Source organism: Agromyces molybdatiresistens, from assembly GCF_052748445.2.
This window is the reverse complement of sequence record NZ_CM188258.1, coordinates 3,153,406-3,176,499: the sequence shown is the minus strand read 5'-3', so window position 1 is coordinate 3,176,499 and position 23,094 is coordinate 3,153,406. Positions and strand designations below refer to the sequence as shown.

The window sequence follows — 23,094 nt, the reverse complement described above, 5'->3', positions numbered from 1 at the left end:
CATACGACCCCGCAGGGGCGCGAGGTGTGACATCCGCTCGTCGAAACCGCCACCGCGCACACCCCGGGCACGGCAATGGCCGGAGCCCGGCGGCTCCGGCCATTCCTCCCGGCGCGCGGGCGCACCCGCAGCTCGTCCCTATGGCTGCGAGATCTCCTCGACCGTCTCGGCGGTCGCCCCATCGGAGAGTGCCCTCGCGACATCCGCCTGGGCGATGATGCCGACGAGATCGTGCCCGTCGATCACCGGCAGGCGGCGGATCTGGTGCTCCTGCATCATCTTCAGCGCCTCGCGGATGTCGTCGCCGGCGCCGATCGTCACCGGCGTGCCCTCGGCGAGCTCGCCGGCGGTCACGGTCTTCGGGTCGCCGCCGTCTGCGATGCACTTCACCACGATGTCGCGATCGGTGAGCATGCCCTTCAGCCGGTCGTCGTCGCCGCAGATCGGCATCGAACCGACGTCGAGGTCGCGCAGCATCCGCGCCGCCTCGGCCAGGGTCTGGCCCTCCTTCACGCACACGGGCTCCGGAGTCATGAGGTCGCGTGCAACAGGCATTTCGATCTCCCTTCTCACGGTGAACGGGCATCGTAGGCACAGGCCGGTTCCCGCCGCAGGGGGCTTGACGGATCGCGCGGGAGAAGTCGTGGGGAAGCGTGGCCGGGGCGGGCGGCTTGACGCGCGCCGCGACGCGCGCAAGGATTGAGACGATTCATCGGAAATCGCTTTCCCAATGTCGGGGAGTGAACCGATGAACCGTGGCGAGCACGGACGCCGCGAACGCGAACACCCTTGACACCGATCGAAGGAGATCCAGTGGGTCCGAACGTTCGACGTGGCCGCGCGCGGCCACGCACCGCGATCATCGCGGGATTCACCGGCGCGGCACTCGTCGCCGGCGCCGTCCTCGCCGGCACGCCGGCCGTCGCCGCCGACGGCGAGATCGACCTCGCCTTCGACTTCGGCGGGCCGTCGACGCCCGTCGCCGACGGCTGGTCGGGCGTGAACCCCGGCACCGCCTACACCGCCGAGCGCGGCTACGGCTTCACGACCGCGCCCGCGTCCAACGGCTTCCGCGACCGCGGCGGCGACGACCTCATGGCGCGCGACTTCACGATCGGCAACACGCAGGCCTTCGCGGTCGACGTGCCGAACGGCACCTACGAGGTCACGACCTGGGCCGGCGACCTCATCGCCGGCAACACCACGAACTGGGACGTCGAGGGCACCACGTTCTCCGGCCCGCGCACGAGCTCCGGCGCCATCCACGAGCAGTTCTTCGAGGCGGTCCAGGTCGCCGACGGACAGCTGAACATCCGCGTCCCCGGCGGTGACGGCCGCATCAACGGCATCCGCGTCCAGACCCCGCTCGCCGCCCCGGCCGGCCTCACCGCATCCGAGATCGACGCCGACGGCGACCTCTCGGTGACGCTCGAGTGGCAGTCGGTGCCGGATGCCACGGGGTACGCGATCTTCCGGGCGACCCCGGGCGGCGTGCTCGCCGAGCTCTCCCGGGTGACGGACGGCGCGACCACGACGTTCACCGACGACACCGTCGCGCTGGGCGAGACGTACGAGTACGCGGTCGCCACCGTGAAGGGCGAGCGCGTCTCCCGGGCGAGCGAGCCGATCGAGGCATCCGTCGTCGACCCGGATGTCGCGGCGCCCGCGACCCCGACCGGCATCGAGACCAGCGCGATCGGTCGCGACGAGCTGACGCTCGAGTGGACCGACCCGGGCGACGCCGTGCTGTGGAAGGTGTACCGCTCGACGCGCGAGGACATCCCGTTCGACCTCGTCGCGACGGTCGAGGAGCCGACGTTCACCGACACCGACGTGCTCACGACGCGGCCGTACCTCTACCGGCTGGTCGCACTGAACGCGGGCGGTACCTCCGAGACGTCCGAGACGTACGCGACCGAGGTCGCGACGACGCTCGTGCGCCAGGCCGAATACCTCGACCGCGCTCCGGTCGCGGTCGAGCTCGGCGACGGCGAGGGCGTGTACCTCGGCTGGCGCCTGCTCGGCCTCGACGCGCGCGACCTCGGCTTCACGGTCCACCGCGACGGCGAGCGGATCACCGACGAGCCGGTGACGGGTGCGACGAACCTCGTCGACCCCGACGGCACCGCCGAGTCGACGTACCTCGTGACGGTCGACGTCGACGGACGCGAGGTCTCGGTCACCGACGACTTCGGCGTGTGGAGCGACCAGTTCCTCGACGTGCCGCTCGACCGGCCGGCCGGCGGCACCACCCCGACCGGGCAGGAGTACACCTACTCGCCCGGCGATGCGAGCGTCGGCGACCTCGACGGCGACGGCGAGTACGAGCTCGTCTTCCAGTGGTACCCGTCGAACGCGAAGGACAACTCCCAGTCGGGCTACACCGGCAACGTCTACCTCGACGCGATCGAGCTCGACGGCACGAAGCTGTGGCGCATGGACCTCGGCGTGAACATCCGCGCGGGTGCCCACTACACGCAGTTCCAGGTGTACGACCTCGACGGCGACGGCCGCGCCGAGGTGTCGTTCAAGACGGCGGATGGCACGACCGACGGCGTCGGCACGGTCATCGGAGACCCGTCGGCCGACCACCGCAACTCGAGCGGCTACATCCTGAGCGGGCCCGAGTACCTCACGGTGTTCGACGGCGCCACGGGCGCGGCGCTCGACACCGTCGACTACCTGCCGGGCCGCGGCAACGTGTCGTCGTGGGGCGACGGCTACGGCAATCGGGTCGACCGGTTCCTCGCCGGGGTCGGAACCTTCGACGGCGAGCGGCCGAGCCTGCTGTTCACGCGCGGCTACTACACGCGATCGGTGCTCGTCGCGTGGGACTTCCGCGAGGGCGAGCTCGTCGAGCGCTGGACGTTCGACTCGAACGACGCCGGCTCGCAGTACGAGGGGCAGGGCAACCACCAGCTCGTCACCGCCGACGTCGACCGCGACGGCCTCGACGAGGTCGTGTTCGGTGCCATGACGATCGACGACGACGGCACGCCGCTCTACAACACGCGCCTGTTCCACGGCGACGCGCTGCACGTCGGCGACCTCGACCCGGCGCGACCCGGCCAGGAGGTGTTCGGCGTGCACGAGTCGCCGAGCGGCAACGGCGGCGTCATCGCGTCGTTCCGCGACGCGGAGACCGGCGAGATCGTCTGGAAGACCGACGGCAGCCGCGACACGGGTCGCGGTGCAGCCGCCGACATCGACCCGACGAGCCCCGGCGCCGAGGCGTGGAGCATCGGCGGCGACGCCGCGTGGAACTCGCCGGTCGGCTCGCTGAAGTCGGCCACGGGCGAGGAGCTCTCGACCGACATCCCGGCCGCGAACTTCGTCACCTGGTGGGACGGCGACCTCACGCGCGAGATCACCGACCACGACTACGACGCGACGACCTCGACCGGCGTGCCGACCGTCTCGAAGTGGAACCCCGAGACCTCGAGCGCGGGGCGACTGCTCACGGCCGAGGGCATGTCGACGAACAACACGACCAAGGGCACCCCGATGCTCCAGGCCGACCTGTTCGGCGACTGGCGCGAGGAGCTCGTCGTGCGGCATGCGTCCAACGACGCGCTGCGCATCTACACGACGACGGATGCCACGGAGCACCGCATCCCGACGCTCATGCACGACCCGCAGTACCGGCAGGCGGTCGCGTGGCAGAACACGTCGTACAACCAGCCGCCGCACCCGTCGTACTTCATCGGCGAGGGGATGGCGGAGCCGCCCATGCCGTCCATCGCATACGCGGGCGAGCCCGCCGCCGATGTGACGGCGCCCGAGATCACGGGACTTCCGGAGGGGACGGTCGTGGACAGCGAGCCGCTCCAGCTCGCGATCGGCGCGACGGATGCCGAGAGCGGCATCCGCTCGGTGTCGGTGACGATCGGCGGCGAGGAGGTCGCGCCCGACGCGACCGTCGATCTCGCCGAGCTCGGGCTCGCGGGCGAGGTGACGGTCGTGGCGACCGCGACGAACCACGCCGGCCTGACGGCCGAGGCGTCGTCGACGCTGCTCGTCGTGCCCGACACCGGGGCGACCTCGGCGCCGGGACGCGCGAACCTCTCGAACACGAGCGGCTGGGAGTACGGCCTGCACGACGGGAACTACGACGTCGTGATGAACCTGTGGTCGGGCACGCCCGGCAGCATCTTCCGGCTGTACGAGAACGACGAGCTCGTGCTCACCCGGGTGCTCGACGCCACGGGGGCGCTGCCGCAGACCGCCGGCCTCACGATCGAGGGCAAGCCGAACGGCACGTACGTCTATACGGGCGAGCTCATCAACTCGGTGGGCGCCACGGCGACGACGTCGACGACCGTGAAGGTGACGGATGCCGCGCCGGGCACGCCGGTCGTCAGCCACGACAACGCCAACGGCAAGGCGTCGTCGTTCACGGCGACCGCGAACCTGTGGTGGGGCACGAACGCGACCTCGTACCGGTTCGAGCTCGACGGCGTCGTCGTCGGCTCGGGCTCGCTCGTCGCGTCGACGCCGAACGCGCAGTCGGCGTCGGTCCAGCTCACGGATGTCGCGCCGGGCACGCACACGCTCGTCGCGGTGTTCGCGAACGCGAACGGCGAGACGGCGTCGAAGCCCGTCAAGGTCACCGTGAAGTAGGCGGGATCGCCGCGCGAGGGGTCGGGGGCGGATGCCTCCGGCCCCTCGTCGTCTGCGGTGCTGAGGCGAGTACGCAGGATGAGCGGCGACAGGTCGCCGGTGCACCGACCTCGGCGCGGCTGATCCTGCGAACTCTCGTCGCCCGGTGGACGACGGTCGCCATCGCGACGGTCACGTCCGATTCCCGCCGACGGATGCCGCGCGGCGGGCGCCCCGACGCGCGAGAATCGAGGCATGACCCGTCGGCACGCCACGCTGCGCACGTCGCTCGGCGACCTGCTCGTGGTCGGCGGCGACGAGGGGCTCGCCGGGCTGTACTTCCCGGGCCACTGGCATCCGCCCGCAGCCGACTCGATCGGCACCGAGGTCGATGCACGCGGCGACGAGCTGTTCGGCCGGCTCGGCACGGAGCTCGACGAGTACCTCGCGGGACGCCGCATCCGCTTCGACCTGCCCCTCGCGCCCGCTGGCGACGACTTCCAGCACGCGGTGTGGGCGATGCTGCGCGAGATCCCGTACGGCTCGACCGTCACGTACGGCGAGCTCGCCGTACGGCTCGGCGACCGGAACCTCGCCCGGCGCGTCGGCGGGGCGGTCGGGCGCAATCCGATCAGCATCCTCGTGCCCTGCCATCGCGTGGTCGGCGCCGACGGGTCGCTCACCGGCTACGCCGGCGGCCTCGACCGCAAGCGTCGGCTGCTCGAACTCGAAGGCGCCGAGGTCGTCGCGCAGCGGCAGCTGTTCTGAGGGGCGCGGCGGCGAGGGCCGCAACGCAGTCGGCGAGATCGGCGGGGGACCCAGGTCGGAGTGCCGCTCGTTCGGCGACGATCGCAGGATGAGCGGGATCACACGTCCCGGTGCCGGCCTCTGCATCACCTCATCCTGCGAACTCGCGGCCGGTGGCGCGGGAGCCGGTGCGAATTCGCAGGATGAGACGGGCGCAGCGTCTCGAGAGGCGCCCGTGCGTCTCCTGATCCTGCGAACTCGCGGGGCTGGGGTGCCGGTGCAGGCGCGGGGACGGATGCCGCGGCTCAGCCTGCCGTGACGGCCGCCGCGGCGAGCAGCAGGCCGGCCGCGCACGCCCAGACCCGCAGGCGCGCCCCGCGACGCCACAGCTTCTCGGCCGCGAGCAGGCTCGCCACCACGATCGACGCGACGAGCGGATGCCCCGCCAGTGCCAGCACCGTCATCGCCGGGCCGCACGCGACCACGCACACGAGCCCGTTGCGAAGCCCGAACGCGCCTGCCGACCGATACGCCGCGGCGCCGCGCAGGCGGATCGGCGCGGTGCGGCAGCAGCGTGCGAGGGCGACCCGCTTGGCGGGCGCGAGCTCCCAGAGGGCGGCGGCCACCGTCGCGGCGACGAGCACCGCGCGGGTCGGCGCTCCGAGCACCGCGATCGCGGCGGCCGTCGCCGCGAGGACGACGGCGCCGAGCGCCAGCCATGCCGCGAGGTAGGCGCCCGCGAACGTCGCGACCATCGCGGCCCGTCGCGCCGGCCGGCTCACGTCGGCCACGTACCGCACCGATGGCAACGCGGTGGGCAGCATCATGGCCGCCGCCATGAACGCCCACATGGCGAGGCCCGCGCCGAGGCCGGCCGCGCTCGCGGCGGAGCCGAGCGTCGGCGCCGCGGCATCCGAGGCCGCCTCGAGCGTCCCCGCTGCGGTGAGCGGATGCCGGTGCCCCGCCGCCCCGGGCCCACCCCAGGTCGCGCCGCTCGCGACCGAGAGCGCCAGCCACGCCGACCACGCGGCGACCGCGACGCCGAGAAGTGCGATCTCCTCGCGCCGTCGTGTCGCGAGCCAGGCGCCGATGCCGAGGGCGCGCGCGGCCACCACGACGGACCAGCCCGCCCGGCCGTCCGCGCCCCGCGCGGCAGGCACGGGCCGACCCGGCGGAGCGGGTACGGCCCGACCCGGCGGAGCGGGCTCGGCCCGACCCCGCGGAGCGGGTACGGCCCGACCCGGCGGAGCGGGCACGGCCCGACCTGGCGGAGCGGGCACGGCTCGACCCCGCCGAGCAGGGCCGTTCGTGACCAGGGCGTTCGCCGACATCCGTCACCCCGCGAAGACGTCGATGCTGCCGATCGTGAGGTCGGGATCGGGGGAGCGGTCCGACGGCTGCCCGCCGAGGCGGAGCGCGACCCGCGCGACGGACGGGTTCCACGTGCTCGCCGCGATGAGGTCCTCGACGATCTCCGTGATCTCGAACGTGAACGACAGGCCGTGCTCGGAGTCCGGCTCGTCGGCCCGCTCGGCGCCGAACGTCGGCAGCGTCGCGACGAAGCGCGCCGCCTCGGGGTCGTCGCCGTCGGGGTCGAGGTAGAGCGCGTAGATGCGGTCGGAGTTCTGCGTGACCGACACGTGCTCGACGCGGATGAAGTACCGCGTGGGCGGCTCCGCCGCGCCCGCCTCCTCGTCGGCGACACCGAACGGGCCGCGCTCGGCCGGCTCGCGTCGCGCCGGCGGCGGAGGGGCGTCGAGCGGCAGCTCGAGCGTCGGCGACTCGCCTCCGGAGAGGCGGAGCGTGCGATCCAGGGCGCCGATGCGCTCGACCCTCCGCTGCTGCCGCTCGGGAAGGGGCTCGGGCGGCGGTCCGGCGGGCTCGTCGGCCCCGGCAGCACCGGCCCCGGGCGGGCGACGCCGCGCCGCGGCATCCGCCTCGCCCCCGTCGACGCCGAAACCGCCCCCGGCGACCGGCGCAGGCGGCTCGGGCACGCCGCCGGGACCGGCGGGCACGGGAACCGGCACCGGCGCGAAGACCCCGGCGAGCGCACCCACCCACTCGGGCTGCAGCACGCCCAGCACGAACACCGGTGCGGGCTTCGACAGGTCGTCGTAGGCGTACCCGAGGGGCCCGGTGTCGACGACGTCCGACGGATGCCACGGCTCGACGGTGGCGTCGAGCTGGAGGAACGGGAACGGCTCGTCGAGGTACGCGGTCGCGGTCTCGTCTCGTCCGACGCCCTGCGTGACCCGCCACACCTCCCAGAGGCGGTCGATGTTCGCGTGGTGCAGCCAGAACACCGGGTCGCGCCCCGCCACCGCCGGGTCGAGCATGTTGCCGCCGACGGAGTTGTGCACCGCGTTGTGCGGGGATCGTTCGAGCTGGCCGGTGCCGCCCGCCGCCTGATGGGTCGCGAGCGTGCGCTCGCCGCCGAAGGTCGTGTTCGCGAAGCGGTCGAAGACGCCGCTGAACGGCAGGTTGCGGTCGAGCCAGCCGGAGGTGTCGAGCGACGCGGGATCGATGAGGGTGTCGACGAGCGTGCGCTCAGGATCGAACAGCGCGTTCGGTGCGCCGTCCGGACGCTGCGGCGACCGGAACGGGTGCGGCAGGAACGCGGTGGCGGGCCGATGGTAGTTCCAGTACGGCAGCGCCCACGTCGCCTTCGTGTCGTCGTCGACGTCGGGCAGGCCCGCGATCACGTCGATCAGGATCCGCTCGAAGTGCGCCAGGTAGATGCGGTGCCACGGCAGGAAGTACCACGTGCCGTGCTGGCAGTTCGCGAGCAGCGGGTCGGCGACCGCGAACGGGGTGCCGTGCAGCGCGGCCTGGTAGTCCCACCGAGCCGGCGCCGTCCGGGCCGGATCCTGCAGGGCGGCGACCGCGCGCTCGTACGCATCGACGAACGGATGCCACGGGGCATCCGCCGTCGGCTGCAGCGCCCAGATGTCGTGCCGCACCCGCACCGTCGCGGGCGCCGGCCGCTCGACGGCCGCGGCGATCTCGTCGAGGCGCTGCACGGTGAGCGGCCCGACGTCGGGGAACGGGTTCGCGACGCCGAGTTCCTCCACCTTGAAGCGCACGACCGCGCTCTCGGTCTCGTCGCCGTATTCGCTGTCGACGCCGTGCACCGGCAGCAGGTCGGGCTGCCAGAGGAGCAGCGCCTCCTGCACCCTGCCGACCGCCGGACCGACCCGGTTCTGCGTCTTCGAGATGCGCTCCGGCGCGCCGCCGGCGATGAGCTCGAGCAGGTTGTCGCCTGCGAACAGCTGCGAGGTCAGCATGATGGGCCCCCGTTCCCTCATGCGGAGGCGGCCCGCGGCGCCCGGCGCGCCGCGGCGCGCTCCGATCGGCTGCAGGCTACTCCCGTGCGGGGATCGATTCCCTCCGGGCTGGCCCGGAGACGGCAGGGGATGGGCGGGGCACCGATCGAACCGGCAAGCGATGGGTTCGACGCGTCACGGCTCGCGGAATCACGCGGGCACGAACGCGTCGAGGTGCCGCTGGAGCGCCGACCCGATCGGATCATCGATGGCCGCCCCGGCGGCCCGGGTCGGTCGACGGGTCGTCGGGCGGGGCGATCACCGACTGGGGTCGGACCGCGGCGGTTGGCGCCCCGTACATGCGAAAGCAGGACGAGCCGCGCCATCCCGTCGCCTGGATGGGCCATGAAGCGGCTCATCCTGCGAACTCGATCGGGCAACCCGGTGCGGCGTCGGTCAGAGGTGATGCGAAAGCAGGATGAGGTGCGTCACATGCTCCGAGGAGGTGCCTGTCGAGCGGCTCATCCTGCGAGTTCGCCTGAGCGGGTCGAGGGCAGCTACGGGGTGATCGCCCAGGGCGAACGCGAGGACGAAACGCTTAGCACTCGATGATGGAGAGTGCTAATCTCATACCAAGTTGAGTCGAGGTGACTCAACTCCTGAACCGACGAAGAACATCCACGTGAGGAGACGCTCATGGCAATGACCTGGGACCCGTTCCGCGACCTCGACCGTCTCGCGGCGAGCATGATCGACTCGAGCCGCGGGCCGCGCATGATGCCGATCGACCTGCACCGCGACGGCGACCACTACGTCCTGTCCGCCGACCTGCCCGGGGTCGACCCCGGCTCGATCGACATCGACGTCGACGGCCAGCTGCTCTCCATCCGCGCCGAGCGCACGCTGCGCAACGACGAGAACGTCCGCTGGCTCGTCCACGAGCGCCCGAGCGGCTCGTTCCTGCGTCAGCTCACCCTCGGCGAGGGCATCGACACCGCCGGCATCAGCGCGCACTACGACAACGGCGTGCTGAGCGTGATCATCCCCGTGTCCGAGCGTGCGAAGCCGCGCAAGGTCGAGGTGCGCTCCGCGGCCGGCGACGTCGTGACCCCCGAGGTCACCTCCGGCGGCAACTGATCGGACCGGGCCGGCTCGCGGGCGCGAGTCGACCGATGAACCCAGGCGGGGCGGATGCGCGGCATCCGCCCCGCCTCGTCGTGCACGGATGACACGCGCCGCGGCCCGGCGCGCGACGATTCGGGCATGCCGGGCGCAACGGGCAGCGGAGAACCGGTCGAAGCCGTACGATCGGCGTACGCGCGAGCCCCGCGCGCCAGCCGAAATCCGCACAGCGCCAACCCCGCGGCACCCCGCCGTCCGCCGACACGACGCCCCCGATCCCCCTCGGAGCCCCCCGTTGAGAGCCCCCGCCGATGACGAGCCAACGCCGGACTTCGACGCGCCCGGCCGGGAATCCCGCCGTGCGGGCACGGGAGATCAGCTGCGGGTGCGGCGACGCGAGCGCAGCGCCGACGACCGTGAGCTCGACCACGACGACGACGTCGACGACGATGCGGCCGCACTCGAGCGCGACCGCTGGGCCATGCGTGCGAGCGCACACCCGGGGCGCCGCCCCCGTCGCCGGGCGGCAACCCTCACCCTCGATCCGGACGAGCACCACGACCCGGACCGACGCCGGTACTTCCTGAGTTCGATCCAGCCCAGCGGCGACTACGAGGCCGTCATCGTCGCGATCACCGACGGCGCGCGCCGCCGCTACTTCAGCTCGCGCGACGGCTCGCACTTCATCGAGGTCGACGAGCTCTCGTTCGAGCAGCGACGCAAGAGCGGCTCGCGTTCGATGCTCGAGATCGGCGAGCACGAGTTGCGCGAGCTCGAGGGCGCGCTCATCTTCGTGCGGCCGCTCGACGGGCGCGACCCGATCGCCGAGGTCGCCGCCGCGAAGAAGGCGTCGCTCGAGGCGACGCGTCCGATGGCGATCGTGCCGGAGGCGCCGGTCGATCGCGGCCCCGCTCCCAGGGCGGCGGGCGAGGCGATGACGGATGGCGCAGCCGGCGCCCCACGCGACCCGGACGCGGTCGTGGCGGACGTGCCGTCCGAGGTCGAGGAGGCCGAGACCGACCCCGAGGCGAGCGAGCCGGGCGTGCGGCGACGCTCGACGTTCGAGCCCGTGCGCGAGCCCGTCGAACCGGCTGAACCGGCTGAACCGGCCGAATCGCCCGAACTCACCGAATCGCCCGAACTCACCGAATCGCCCGAATCGCCCGAATCGCCCGAATCTCGCGAGCCGACCGAGCCGACCGAACCGACCGAACCGACCGAGCCGGCCGAGCCGGCCGAGTGGGCGGAGTCCGCGGCAGCCCGCCCGGATCTCGGCGCAGGAACGGAGCAGGACGCGGCGGAGTCCGCCCCGGCAGCTGCAGCGGGCGGAGCGCCCGCAGCCGCCGAGCCGGATGAGGCCGCCGGATCCCCGTCATCCGCCTCGACGGCGGTCGCGCCGCCCGGCCCGGTCGAGCCGGCACCCCCGGCCCACCCCGTGGTGGCGCCTCCCGCGCCGCCCGTCGCCTCCGCACCGCGCCGTGGGCCCCTCACGGCGCTCGAGGCCGTCGCCCAGGTCGCGCTCGCGAAGGGCATCGCATTCGCCGCGCATCGCGGTCAGCTCGACAAGAGCGGCACCCCGTACATCGACCATCCCGGACGCATCGCCGAGCGCTTCGACCCGGCGACCGATCCGATCGCGGCAGCCGCCGCCTGGCTGCACGACGTGCTCGAGGACACGCCGATGACCTCGCGCGAGCTCTTCGAGGCGGGCATCCTGCTCGAGATCGTCGGCGTCGTCGAACTGCTCACCCGTCGGCCCGAGGTCACGCCCGACGAGTACTACGCGCGCATCCGGCGCCATCCGGTCGCGCTTCGCGTGAAGCTCGCCGACATCGACGACAACACCGCGCCGTGGCGGCTGCGCCGCCTCGACTTCGCCAAGCAGCAGCGCCTCGCCGAGAAGTACCGCCACGCGCGTCGCGCGCTCGGCGTGGAGTGACGCGCCGGGTCGGACGGCGCGTCCCTCACCTCGGGACCTTCGCCCCGTGCGGCGAGCGGTCGCCGGCGGGTACCGTGTGGCCCGCGGCCGGCCGAGCCGTGAGACAAGAGCGGGAGCACCGGGTTTCAGGCGGCCTTCCCTTCGGGGCTGCGCCAAGCAGAGCACGGCTGGTCCCACCCGCCGCCGGACGCCCGTGAGCGCTGCGGGGCGCGTGCGCGACCGCCGAGGGTCCCGAACCGCGCGGACCCCGGGCGGCCCGCGCTACTCCTCGACGCCCGGATCGCCGCCCTCGAGGCCGCCGTCGGTCGACTCGGTCATGGGCTCGTCGCTCTCGGGGTCGCCGGGGGTCTCCTCGGCGGGCATCGGCTCGTCGCGGACCTCCTCGTGCTCCTCGTCGGCGCGTCCGGTGCCGCCGGGGTTCGTCGATTCGCTCACGGTGTCCTCCTCGTCTCGCTGGGCATCCTGCGAGCAGGCTACGTGCGGGCCGGGCCGTCCGCACGGGGTTGACGACGCTCGAAGACGAGCACGCGCAGCAGCAGTTCGAGCGAGTGCTGCACGCGATCGTCGGGCCAGCCCTCCGGGTCCTCGACCGACTTGATCTCGTACCCGCGGCAGTAGAGATAGAGGATGTCGGCGATGCGCGCCGCCTCGTCGCGGTCGGCGTCACGGGCGCCGTCGAGGAAGCTCTCGTACGTGGCATCCGTCACCGACCGCAGCAGTTCGTAGGCGCTGTCGTGGCCGGCGCGGACGTCGGCGATGACCTCGATCCAGAGGCTCCGGAACACGGACTCCTCGGGGGAGGAGGTGCACATCCAGCGCGTGAGCGCCGCGAGACGCTCGACCCCGAGGAGCCCGCCCAGCTCGTCGCGGCGCTCGGCATCCCACTGCGCGCGGGCGTGCTCGAGCGCGTTGGCCATGAGCTCGGCGCGGCTCGGGACGAAGTGGGTGATGAACGCGGTCGAGCGGCCGAGTCGCTCGGCGACCGCGCGCAGCGTGACCGCGTGCGTGCCGCGCTCCTGTGCGACCTCGACCGTGGCGCGCGCGATGTCGGCCAGACGCTCGGTCGTGTCGACTTCGGCCGGCAACGGCGGCTCCCTTCGGCCTGGTCGGATGCCGCGTGCCGGCAGGCCGCGCAGCGACCGGACGGTGCCCGGCTCGGGTGACGGGCGAGAGACGGACGCCGCGGCATCCGCTCGTTGACATCCCGCCGCGCACCACACTAACGTCACTGCAGGCGTTGTCAAACACTGTTTGAAAAAGATGGAGGGTCGCGTGGCGGCGAGCAGCGGAGTCGCGAAGGACGGGGTCGAGGGCGGTGCCGTGAACGGGGGCGTCTCGTTCTGGATGCAGCAGGTCGGCGTGCCGGCGGAGCGCCCGCCGCTCGCCGGCGACCTCGATGTCGACGTCGCGATCGTCGGCGGCGGCTACACCGGGCTCTGGACCGCGTACTACCTGAAGCGCGAGCAGCCCGACCTCCGCATCGCGGTGCTCGAGCAGCGCTTCGCCGGGTTCGGCGCATCGGGGCGCAACGGCGGATGGCTCACCAACTCGGTCACGGGCGGGCGCGAGCAGTACGCGAGGAGCCACGGTCGCGACGCGGCGATCGCGCAGCAGCGCGCGCTCAACGAGACCGTCGACGAGGTGATCCGGGTCGCGGCGGCCGAGGGCATCGACGCCGGCATCCACAAGGGCGGCGAGCTCGAGATCGCCACCGCCCCGGCGCAGCTCGCGCGCCTGCGCACCGCGGCGGCGGCGGAGCGCGAATGGCCCGCGACCGACGTCGTCGAGCTCGATGCGCGCGAGGCCGCCGCCCGCGTGAACGTGGCGGGCGTGCTCGGCGGGCTGTGGCATCCGCACTGCGCCCGGGTGCACCCCGCGAAGCTCGCGCTCGGGCTCGCCGCTGCGGTCGAGCGGCTCGGCGTCGCCATCTACGAGGGCACGCGGGTCACCGGGCTCGCGCCCGGCGAGGCTCGCACCGAGCACGGCACCGTGCGCGCGCAGCACGTGCTCCGTGCGACCGAGGGCTTCACGCCGAACCTGGCGGGCGAGCACCGCACGTGGCTCCCCATGAACTCGTCGATGATCGTGACCGAGCCGCTCGCGGCATCCGTCTGGGATGAGATCGGCTGGGACGGCCGGGAGACCCTCGGCGACTTCGCGCACGTCTACATGTACGCCCAGCGCACCGCCGACGACCGCATCGCGTTCGGCGGTCGCGGCGTGCCCTACCGCTACGGCTCGCGCGTCGACGTCGACGGCGCGACCCAGCCGCGCACGATCGAGAGCCTCACGGCCCTGCTGCACCGGTACTTCCCGGCCGCGGCGGATGCCGCGATCGATCACGCCTGGGCCGGGGTGCTCGGCGTCCCGCGCGACTGGGCCGCGACCGTCGGGCTCGACCGCGCGACCGGCCTCGGCTGGGCCGGCGGATACGTCGGAACGGGCGTCACCGCGACGAACCTCGCCGGGCGCACGCTCCGCGACCTCGTGCTCGGCCGCGACACCGACCTCACGCGGCTGCCGTGGGTGAACCACCGGGCCAGGCGCTGGGAGGTGGAGCCGCTCCGCTGGCTCGCCGTGCAGGCGATCTACACCGCGTACCACGCCGCCGACCGCGCCGAGCTGCGCGGGCGGGCCTCGACGTCGCCGATCGCGAAGGTCGCCGACCTCGTGGCCGGGCGCTGACCCGGCCCGCCCGCAGCTCGCGTGGGATGTGCAGGCGACCGTGCGCACGCTCGACGTGATCGTCGACGACTGACGCTCGCCGCCGACCCGTGCATGACGATCCGGAGGACGGCGTGCTGGGCGGCCGCGTCGCCCGGGTTCTCATGCGCGAACCACTCCGGTCGGAGCATGCGAGCGGTTGTGGCGCCGGAGTGTGCCGGGGGAGTACCGTGCGGATCAGCGGAGCGGACCTTCGCTCCGAGGCGGGAGCGTCGAACATGGAACTCGCTGCGTCGTCATCCGGGAGCGGACTCGGAACCGCCCTGCTGCCCGTCGTCGCCCTCGTCGCATCCCTCGTCGCCGCCGGCGCAGTCGGCTCGCTCATCGTGTCGTGGCTCGGCCGCCCACGCGACGACGTGATCCCGTCCACCACCGATCCCGAGACGGTCGGCCTGCTCCCCGTCGGATACGTGTCGGGCCGCGCGTCGAATCGCTGGCTGCCGGCGACGGTCGTGGAGCTCGCGCTCGCCGGGGCGATCACGATCGAGGACCGCCGCGACGGGGCGCGCGAGGGGAGCGCCCGCGACATCCGCCTCGTGTTCGGGGCCGACCTGCCCGCGGTGCATACCAGCGAGTCGGCGGACGACACGGCCGACCTCGTCATCGCGATGTTCGCGCCCGGGCTGACGGGCGGCACGGGCGTCGTCGCGCACGGAGCGAGCATCCCGGCGGACCGGGTCGTCGTCCGGAACGGGGAACTCGTGTCGACGACGCGCCGTCGATTCGGCGCCGCGGCCGACGTGTACCGGGACCCCCGCCCGGTCGGACGCTTCCGGGCAGCGACGATCGGCGGGGCCCTGGCGGTCGGGCTCGGGCTGCTCGCCGTGCTCCTCGGCGAGGGCGGCGCCGACTCGATCGCGTGGATCGCGATCGCGATCGGCGCCGTCGCGCTCGGGGTGCGGGCATTGATGCCGCGGTGGATCCCGTTGAACGCGGCCGGCCTCGCGCTGCGCGCGAACGCCGCGCGCCGTCGCGACGAGCTCGCCGCGCTCGACGTGCGCGATCCTGCGACGGCCGAAGCCGTGCTCCCCTGGGCCGTCCTGTTCGACCAGGCCGACGTGGTCGCGCGGATCGCGGACGTGCTCGGCAGCCGCGAGATCGCGCCGCGGTGGTACTCCGCCCCGGAGGGGTACCGACCCGATCGGGTCGCGTCGTGCCTCGCCCTGACGAGCGCCGCGCTCGTGCAGCCGATCACCGTCGGCGTCGGGTCGGGCGACGGCCGGTTCGGCGTGCCGCTCACCGAGGAGTACTGGGTGAAGCAGCTCCGCGGCGGGTACTTCTGGGATCACGGCCGGTTCGGCGGCTTCGCCTACGACAGCTCCGGCAACTTCGACGGGCTCGGCGGCGGCTTCGACGGCGGCGGGTTCGACGGCGGCGGGTTCGACGGCGGCGGCGGCGGTGGCGACGGCGGAGGCGGCGGCGGCCCGTGATACCAGCGCTCGCCGTTGCGGGCGCGGTGATGTCACGAGCCTCGCCCGGAGCGCCGAGCGCGACGGCCCGAGGTGATCAGGCCGGCGACACCGACGGGAACGTCCAGCTCCCGTCGACGACCTCCGGGCGCGGGCGGTACATCCGCACGATGTAGTTCCAGCCGTCCATGATCCCGATGCGGTTCGGGCGCCCGTCGTCGGGGCCGCCGAAGTTCACCGTGACGCTGCCGTCGTCGTTCGGCGTCGCCGTCACGCTGTTCACGCTGACCAGACCGTCGGTCTCCTCCATGAAGCCGTCGGGGTTGTACACCGTGATCGACCAGAACGCGTCGACGGGCACGTCGCCGACGGTCAGCGACGTGGCACCCACCGGCAGCCCCGGCTCGACGTTGAGGTAGAACGCCTCGGAGGTCGGCAGGCCGCCCCAGCCGGCGGCAGTGCCGAGGAGGTGGTGGACGGGATCGACCTCGTCCTGGCGTCCGAACGAGCGGGTGAATCCGCCGACGCCGCGCGCGAGCGTGAGGAGCGCGGTCCGGGTCTCGGTGAGCGAAGCCTGGTCGTAGTCGGGCGTCGGGAACGGGTCGGCGGATGGCGCGTCGAGCGCGAACGCGTCCTGCAGGGCGTTCACTGCGGCCACGTCCGCCTCGTCCTCGGGATCCACGAGGATGCGCGGGACCACGACGACCCAGCGCGTCCCGAGGTCGTCGGCGTGGAGGCGGTGCGTTCCGGGCTCGTGGAACACGACGGGGATGTAATGGTCCTCGTTCACGACCATGACCGAGAGGTAGCGGTCGCCCGCGTCCGGGATGGTCAGGCTCGCGCCGTCCGAGACGTCGACGACGGCCATGCTGTAGAGCGTGTCGCGGTTCTGCCGGATGACCGGCTGGTTGTCGAGCGGCGTCGGCACGCGGTTGTGCATCCACTTCGCCGTCCCGCCCGCCTGCCCCGCGAGCTCCGCGAAGGTGCGGTTCGTCTCCGCTCGCGCGAAGTTGTCGACGTTCACGTGTTCCGCCATCGTCATCCCCCTGATCGGCTGCCGGTCGGGCTCAGCCTAGGCGGCGGGCGGATGCTTCGGGGGAACCCGACGCGAACGCCGGCGGAGTCGGCCGCGCCGTTCGCGGCCGTGCGCGGCGGCGCGACGCCGGCCCGGTCTCATGCCTCGACGAACCTCCGGCCGTAGAGCCGCTCGGCGTTCCGCCACGCGACCCCTTCGGCGATCCGGGTGGCCTCGTCGACCGGCCAGCCGTGATCCGCGACGTATCCGCCGAGCACCCGCGCCGCGGCATCCCGCCACAGGCGCGCCCCCAGCAGCACGCGCTCGGGCACGCCCCACGCGTCGCTCGAGAACAGCACCCGCGAGAACGGCGCGAGGTCGAACGCCTCGCGCACCACCGAATCGGCGTTCGCCCCGAGGAAGCCGACCGCGAGCCCGACGTCGACGAACACGTGCGGGAACACATGGGCGAGCCAGCCCGCCTCGCGCACGAACGGGGAGCAATGCAGGAACGCGATCCGCCCGCCGGTGCCGGCGGTCGCCGCGACGAGTGCCTGCATGCGCGCCGGGTTCGACGCCTCGAGCACGAGGTCGGCGTCGCCGAACCCGGCGTGGACCTGCAGCACCGCGCCGCGCTCGAGCGCCCACCAGATGAGGTGGCGGATGATGGTCGGGTCGGTCAGGCGAGGGCGAGCGGATGCCGCGGGGCCGGCGTCGCCCGCGCCCGCGCGCTCGGAGGCGGACCAGACGTCCGCGGCCGAGCGCACCTCGACGGCGGTCGGACGCGCGGGGTCGAGCCCGAGCCCGCACCGGTGAGCGGCGACGGTCTTGAACGCGACCGCCTCGGCCGCCGCCGCCTCGAGCGCCGGCCCGAGCCGTGCGACGAACTCGCCGCCCGAGGAGCTCTCCGCGAGCACCCGCTCGGCGATGGTCTCGAGCCGGGCCACCCGGTGGACGCGCGCGTCGGCGAGCCGCGCCATCCGCTCGTCTGCCATCAGCAGGTCGGGCCGATGGCCGTCGTCGACGAGGTACGCGGCGATGCCCGACGCGCGGAGCAGCCGGCGCGCGACCTCGTCGGCGCCGAGCGTGCGGCGTGCCGCGAGGTAGGCTGCCGGGCTCGCGAAGCTCGGCAGCCCGAGGAGCGGTGCGCAGTGCCGACGCAGCGCGAATCCCTGGCCGCTGTCGAAGACGTCGGCGACCGAGGCGGCGTGCTCGGCCTGCGTCAGCGCGTCGAGCAGGTCCGCCTCGGTCGGGTCGGGCAGCAGGCCGTGCGCGTGGTGGTCGACGAGCGGCATCCGCTCGATCGCCTCGGCCAGGCGCTGCTCGGCATCCGCGCTCATGTCGCGATCCTCTCGCGAACGAGCGGTCGCGACTACCCGAGTCGCTTCTCGAACCAGAAGTCGGCGTACGGCTCGCCGTTGAAGTCCGGGATCTCGTCGTACCCGTGCGTGCGGTACATCGCGATCGCCTCGGTGAGCGTGCGGTTCGTGTCGAGCCGCACGACGCGCGCGCCGAGCCGCAGCGCGGCCTGCTCGATCTCGCGGAGCAGCCGGCCGCCGAGCCCGAGCCCGCGCGTGCTCGACGCGACCCAGAGCCGCTTGATCTCGGCCGGCTCGTCGCCGTGCAGCTTGAGGCCGACGCAGCCGACCGGTTCGCCATGGAGGAACGCGACGAGGAACGTGCCGTGCGGCTCGCGGAACTCGTCGTCGGGCGTGGGGCGAGTGTGCCCGGGGTCGAAGCCGAGGTCGAAGCGCTCGGCGAGCTCGGCGAAGTACGCGGCGACGCTCGCACGCGCCGCCGGATCGGACGGATCGACGACGCGCACCTCCACGGCCGACGCCGTCATGAGCCGCTCCACCTCGTCCATCGCCGCGAGCAACCGGTCCCGCTGCCGATCGGTGAGCGGGTCGAGGATGCCGTCGACGAGCGCGTCGGACGACCGGTCGAGCTCGGCGCGCTCCACCACGCCCTCGCCCGTGAGGTGCGCGACGCGCACCCGTGAATCGGATGCCGCGGCCTCGACTCGCACGAGTCCATCGGCCTCGAGCGCGCGCAGCTGCCGGCTGAGGTACCCGGAGTCGAGGTCGAGTCGCTCCCGCAGTTCGCGGAGCTCGGCACCAGTGCCGCCTGCCGCGCCGATCTCCCACAGCAGTCGCGACTGGCCGAGCGGGCGGCCGCGGGCGAGGTACCCCTCGTCGAGAGCGCCGATGCGCTCGGTCACCGTGCGGTTGAAGCGGCGCACCCGGGCGATCGCCTCGCCGTGAGCTGGAGCCGTACCATTCATATCTCTGACTCTAGTCAGAGAACGTCGACGCGCGCACCCGCTGGGAACGCCGTCCGCATGAATATCCGGCCGATGCCCGCCTCCGGCGCTGCATCCGGGATCTTCAAGCACGAATGCATCGGCAGGCATGACGGATCCGCACGAAAACCTGCGACCTTTCCGCCGGTGTCTTGACGGAAAAATCGAGGCTCCGTTTGATGAACGCGAAGCACAAACGGGGAACCCGGCGCCGCGTCGAGACGATCGACCGAGCAGGCGGCCGGGCGACGCCCCATGGTCGCGCGCACCCTCGGTGCGCGGACCCTGCTGCGCGCCCGCGCGGCGACTTCGATGGAGAAGGAGCACACCTGATGCGATGGAGATCAGCCAGCCTCGGGGCTGCGGCGGCGCTCGCCGCGGCCGGCCTCGTCGGCGGGGGCCTGCCGGCCTTCGCCGGACCCCCGGTCGCGGCGGAAGCGGCCACGGCGGCCACGGCAAGCGCGGTGACCGACCCCGGCACCTACACGAACCCGGTCACGGCCGGCGTCGTCGACACGTTCCCCGACCCGGCGATGATCCGCGGCAAGGACGGCGCCTGGTACGCCTACGGCACCACCAACCCGATCTTCAACAGTGTCGGCGAAGCGGGCGAGCACATCCTCCCGGTGCTCCGCTCGACCGACCTGGTCGACTGGGAGTACGTCGGCGACGTCTACCCGGCGGACGAGCTGAAGCCCGGGTACTGGGCGTCCGGCACGCGGCCGTGGGCTCCCGACATCCGCTACATCGACGGGCTCTACCACCTGACGTACTCGCTCTCGAACGGCGGCGTCGCGCTCCTGACCTCCGAGACGCCCACCGGCCCGTGGACCGATCACGGCCTGTACTTCGGCGGCGCGCAGGTCGCGGGCTGCCCGACGGGCAACATCGACCAGGCGATCTTCACCGACTCCGACGGCACGCACTACCTCTACTGGGGCAGCTACGACGTCATCTGCGTCTCCGAGCTGACCGCCGACGCGACCGAGCTCACCGGCGAGGTCACGCAGATCGCGCAGGGTCGACGGATGGAGGGCGGCTACGTCGTGCAGCGCGACGGCTGGTACTACCTCATGTACTCCGACGCCGGGTGCTGCGACGGCGCCTTCAGCGGATACACCGTCAAGGTCGGGCGCGCCGACAACCCGAGGGGCCCGTTCGTCGACGACCACGGCGTGGATCTCATGGCCCTCAGCAGCAAGGGCGGCTACGTGCTCGCCTCGAACGGAAACGGCTTCGCGGGACCCGGGCACAACGCCATCCAGACCGACCTGTCGGGCCAGGACTGGATGGTTTACCACGCCATCCCGACCGACGATCCCGACTTCCCGACCGTGCAGACGCGGGCGGGCAACCTGAACCTCTCGAAGCGGCCGCTCATGATCGACCGCCTCGACTGGATCGACGGATGGCCCGTGGTGAACGCCGGCGCCGGACCCTCGAGCGGCGAGCAGGTCGCGCCCGCCACCGAGCCCGTGCTCGGCACCGACTTCGACGGCGGCGTGCCGAGCGCCTGGCCGCTGCGGGGTGACGGCTCAGTGGCGACGGCGAGTGAGACCGACTCGGGCGACTTCGCACACGTGATGCCGGCCGCCGGCACGACCGAGGTCGTGACCGACGACGAGGTGAGCGGCGACCTGCGCGTGCAGGCCGACCTCCGATTCGGCGAAGCGGATGAGGCCGGCTCCGCCGGCACCGCCGCACTCCGCGTCGGCGCCCGCGGGCAGAACGGCGCCTCGGCCACGATCGACCGCGAGTCCGGCGAACTCCGCCTCGAGGTCCGGCAGGGCGCTCGCACGACGGTCGACTCCGCGCCGCTCCCGGCCGACTTCGCGTACGACGCCTGGCACGTCGTCGGCGTCGAGTGGCGCGGCGACTCGGTCACGGCGGACGTGTCCGGCGACGCGTTGCGCGAACCGCTCGCCGAGGTCGCGGTCACCGTGCCGAAGAACGCCGTCTCGGAGGGGCCGATCGGCATCGCGGCGTCCGGTGCATCCGTCGACGCCGACAACCTCAGCGCTGCGGCGCTGTACGCGCCCGTCACCGAGCGGGTCGCCGACCCGGAGCTCGGCGAGCTGCTGCCCGAGTACTCCGACGAGTTCGGCACGGCGGGAGCGCCCGCCGAAGCGGATGACGCGTGGGGCTGGGTCCGCAAGCCGGCCTCTGGGCCGACGGTGACGGACGGCTCGCTCGTCTGGCCGACGCAGTCGGCCGAGCTGCACACCGGCAACAACACGGCCTCGGTGCTGCTCCGGGACGCGCCCGAGGGCGACTTCGTCGTGGAGACGAAGCTCACCTTCGACGGCACGCGCGGCAACCAGCAGGCGGGACTCGTGCTCTACGAGCACGACGACCGGTACGTGAAGCTCGCCCACTCGATCCTGCCGCTGAACCGCAAGCCGGGGCAGTTCCTGCACGAGGTCGAGTTCGGCAAGGAGGCGGAGCGTCCGACCACGCCCACGCCGACCGCGGTCGCGAACGCACCCATGTTCGGAGCCGCGCCCGCCGAGACGACCTGGCTGCGCGTGTACGCGCAGGTCGACGAGGATGCCGGCGAGTGGGAGTTCCGCATGGCGTCGAGCACCGACGGCGAGGACTGGCAGTGGGGCGGCGTCTGGACGTTCCCGGTGCAGGGCGACATCCGGATCGGCCTGATCTCGATGAACGCCACGGGTGCGACGGCGGAGTTCGACTACGTGCGGACCTACGGCATGGGCGGCGACGATCGGGTGTTCCCGGTCAGCTGGCCCGTGGCGATGCCCTACGGCACGGCCGATGCGCGCGAGGAGCTCATGCCCGACGACGAGAACTCGATGGTGCTCGACCTCGAACTGCGCCCGCACGACGAGGAGCTCGGCCGGGTGTGGATGCGGGACACGTACGTGAACCGCTTCGAGGTCGACGGCGAGACGATGTACGTCGCGACCGGCACGACGCGCGCGGAGGGCCTCGAGAAGGCGGGCCCGTGGAACGACGGCATCTACGTCTGGACGGCGCCCGCGCTCGACGGGCCGTGGACGCTCGCCGACACGACGGGCCTCCGGCCCGACCAGCCGAAGGGCAAGGTCTGGTCGCCCGAGTTCGTCGACGAGAACACTGCCGACCGGGTCGTCGTCGCCGACTGGCAGGCGTACAAGAACCCCGACGACCCGGCCGCCAAGGCAGGCAACGCGTGGGCGCCCGAGCTTCACTTCATCGACGGCAAGTGGTACCTCGTCGCGTGCATGGGCGACAAGTCGACGCTCACGGGCTCGTTCATGCTCGTCAGCGACGGCGGCCCCGAGGGGCCGTACCGGAACATCGAGGGCAGCGTCGAGCACCCGCTCGGCGAACCCGTGCGGGCGAGCAACCCGCAGTACTACCACATCGATGGCGGGCTCTTCGACGATGGCGACGCGACGTACCTGGTGCTCCACAACGACCTGTACGCGAAGATGACGCCGGACATGGAGAACCTGGAGACGCCGACGAGCCTGCCGACGTTCACGCAGCGGAAGTACTCGCCCGAGCCTTACCTCGAAGGCGCGACCGTCACGAAGGTGGGGGAGACGTACTACCTGATGCACGCGGCATGGGCGCTGAAGGGCGGCACGGCGGATGATCCGACCTGGTCCTACCTGCCGAACACGGGCGCGAAGGACCAGTACGACGCGATCGTGGCGACCTCCGACTCGTTCGAGGGCCCGTACTCGGTGCGGCGAACCCTCGGCGTCGGGGCCGGCCACAACAACATGTTCGTCGACGACGACGGCACCGTCTGGGCGACATTCTTCCGGAACCCGAACTTCGGGCACTGGGCGGATCCGTCGCGCATCGACGACGCCGCGGTGCCGGGCGTGGTGCGCCTCGAGCAGTCCGGGCCGACCGGGGAGGTGCTCACAGTCGCCCGGTCGGCCGACTGAGACGCGCGCACGGCCGGGGCGTCCACCTTCGGGTGGGCGCCCCGTTCGCGTGGCGCGAGCGGACGCGGCATC

At 72.9% G+C, this 23,094-nt stretch carries 15 protein-coding genes; 7 read left to right on the top strand and 8 right to left on the bottom strand.

The annotated features are described in order from the left end of the window. Positions 1-138: 138 nt before the first annotated feature. Positions 139-555: a CBS domain-containing protein gene (locus ACULK2_RS14655; protein ID WP_445968572.1), complete on the bottom strand. Its 417-nt coding sequence runs from the start codon at positions 553-555 to the stop codon at positions 139-141. Positions 556-813: 258 nt separating this feature from the next. Between ACULK2_RS14655 and ACULK2_RS14650 the strand changes: the two genes are divergently transcribed. Both ACULK2_RS14650 and ACULK2_RS14645 read left to right on the top strand, forming a co-directional pair. Further along, positions 814-4,620: a rhamnogalacturonan lyase family protein gene (locus ACULK2_RS14650; protein ID WP_445968571.1), complete on the top strand. Its 3,807-nt coding sequence runs from the start codon at positions 814-816 to the stop codon at positions 4,618-4,620. Between the two features lie 234 nt (positions 4,621-4,854). After that, positions 4,855-5,367, top strand: coding sequence for a methylated-DNA--[protein]-cysteine S-methyltransferase (locus ACULK2_RS14645; protein WP_445968570.1), 513 nt, complete (start codon positions 4,855-4,857; stop codon positions 5,365-5,367). Between the two features lie 284 nt (positions 5,368-5,651). Here the strand turns inward: ACULK2_RS14645 and ACULK2_RS14640 are convergent, their stop codons facing one another. Together ACULK2_RS14640 and ACULK2_RS14635 are read right to left on the bottom strand one after the other, a co-directional pair. Continuing rightward, positions 5,652-6,506: a copper chaperone gene (locus ACULK2_RS14640; RefSeq protein ID WP_445968569.1), complete on the bottom strand. Its 855-nt coding sequence runs from the start codon at positions 6,504-6,506 to the stop codon at positions 5,652-5,654. Positions 6,507-6,680: 174 nt separating this feature from the next. Next, complete coding sequence (locus ACULK2_RS14635) at positions 6,681-8,630, bottom strand: tyrosinase family protein (protein ID WP_445968568.1); 1,950 nt, start codon at positions 8,628-8,630, stop codon at positions 6,681-6,683. 675 nt (positions 8,631-9,305) lie between these two features. On the opposite strand from ACULK2_RS14635, the gene ACULK2_RS14630 reads away from it, so the two are divergent. Then, positions 9,306-9,746, top strand: coding sequence for an Hsp20/alpha crystallin family protein (locus ACULK2_RS14630; protein ID WP_445968567.1), 441 nt, complete (start codon positions 9,306-9,308; stop codon positions 9,744-9,746). A gap of 280 nt (positions 9,747-10,026) precedes the next feature. Next, positions 10,027-11,670 carry a hypothetical protein gene (locus ACULK2_RS14625; protein WP_445968566.1) on the top strand — a complete coding sequence of 548 codons (1,644 nt, stop codon included), beginning with the start codon at positions 10,027-10,029 and terminating at the stop codon, positions 11,668-11,670. Positions 11,671-11,931: 261 nt separating this feature from the next. Here the strand turns inward: ACULK2_RS14625 and ACULK2_RS14620 are convergent, their stop codons facing one another. Both ACULK2_RS14620 and ACULK2_RS14615 read right to left on the bottom strand, forming a co-directional pair. Then, positions 11,932-12,105 carry a hypothetical protein gene (locus ACULK2_RS14620; RefSeq protein WP_445968565.1) on the bottom strand — a complete coding sequence of 58 codons (174 nt, stop codon included), beginning with the start codon at positions 12,103-12,105 and terminating at the stop codon, positions 11,932-11,934. Positions 12,106-12,143: 38 nt separating this feature from the next. Then, positions 12,144-12,755, bottom strand: coding sequence for a TetR family transcriptional regulator (locus ACULK2_RS14615; protein WP_445968564.1), 612 nt, complete (start codon positions 12,753-12,755; stop codon positions 12,144-12,146). A 259-nt stretch (positions 12,756-13,014) separates the two neighbouring features. Here ACULK2_RS14615 and ACULK2_RS14610 point away from each other — a divergent pair, with 259 nt between their 5' ends. Beyond that, complete coding sequence (locus ACULK2_RS14610) at positions 13,015-14,355, top strand: NAD(P)/FAD-dependent oxidoreductase (protein WP_445968651.1); 1,341 nt, start codon at positions 13,015-13,017, stop codon at positions 14,353-14,355. 257 nt (positions 14,356-14,612) lie between these two features. Next, positions 14,613-15,824, top strand: coding sequence for a hypothetical protein (locus tag ACULK2_RS14605; RefSeq protein WP_445968563.1), 1,212 nt, complete (start codon positions 14,613-14,615; stop codon positions 15,822-15,824). Positions 15,825-15,900: 76 nt separating this feature from the next. Here ACULK2_RS14605 and ACULK2_RS14600 read toward each other — a convergent pair whose 3' ends face one another. The 3 genes from ACULK2_RS14600 to ACULK2_RS14590 all read right to left on the bottom strand — a co-directional run bounded on the left by ACULK2_RS14600 (position 15,901) and on the right by ACULK2_RS14590 (position 19,102). Further along, positions 15,901-16,839 carry a DUF1254 domain-containing protein gene (locus ACULK2_RS14600; protein ID WP_445968562.1) on the bottom strand — a complete coding sequence of 313 codons (939 nt, stop codon included), beginning with the start codon at positions 16,837-16,839 and terminating at the stop codon, positions 15,901-15,903. Positions 16,840-16,976: 137 nt separating this feature from the next. Further along, positions 16,977-18,158: an amidohydrolase family protein gene (locus ACULK2_RS14595; protein WP_445968561.1), complete on the bottom strand. Its 1,182-nt coding sequence runs from the start codon at positions 18,156-18,158 to the stop codon at positions 16,977-16,979. A gap of 32 nt (positions 18,159-18,190) precedes the next feature. Then, a complete protein-coding gene (locus ACULK2_RS14590; protein ID WP_445968560.1) occupies positions 18,191-19,102 on the bottom strand; it encodes a bifunctional helix-turn-helix transcriptional regulator/GNAT family N-acetyltransferase in 912 nt (303 codons plus the stop codon). A gap of 350 nt (positions 19,103-19,452) precedes the next feature. On the opposite strand from ACULK2_RS14590, the gene ACULK2_RS14585 reads away from it, so the two are divergent. After that, the gene (locus ACULK2_RS14585; protein WP_445968559.1) at positions 19,453-23,022 is read left to right on the top strand and encodes a family 43 glycosylhydrolase; all 3,570 of its coding nucleotides are present in this window, start codon (positions 19,453-19,455) and stop codon (positions 23,020-23,022) included. Positions 23,023-23,094: the final 72 nt, after the last annotated feature.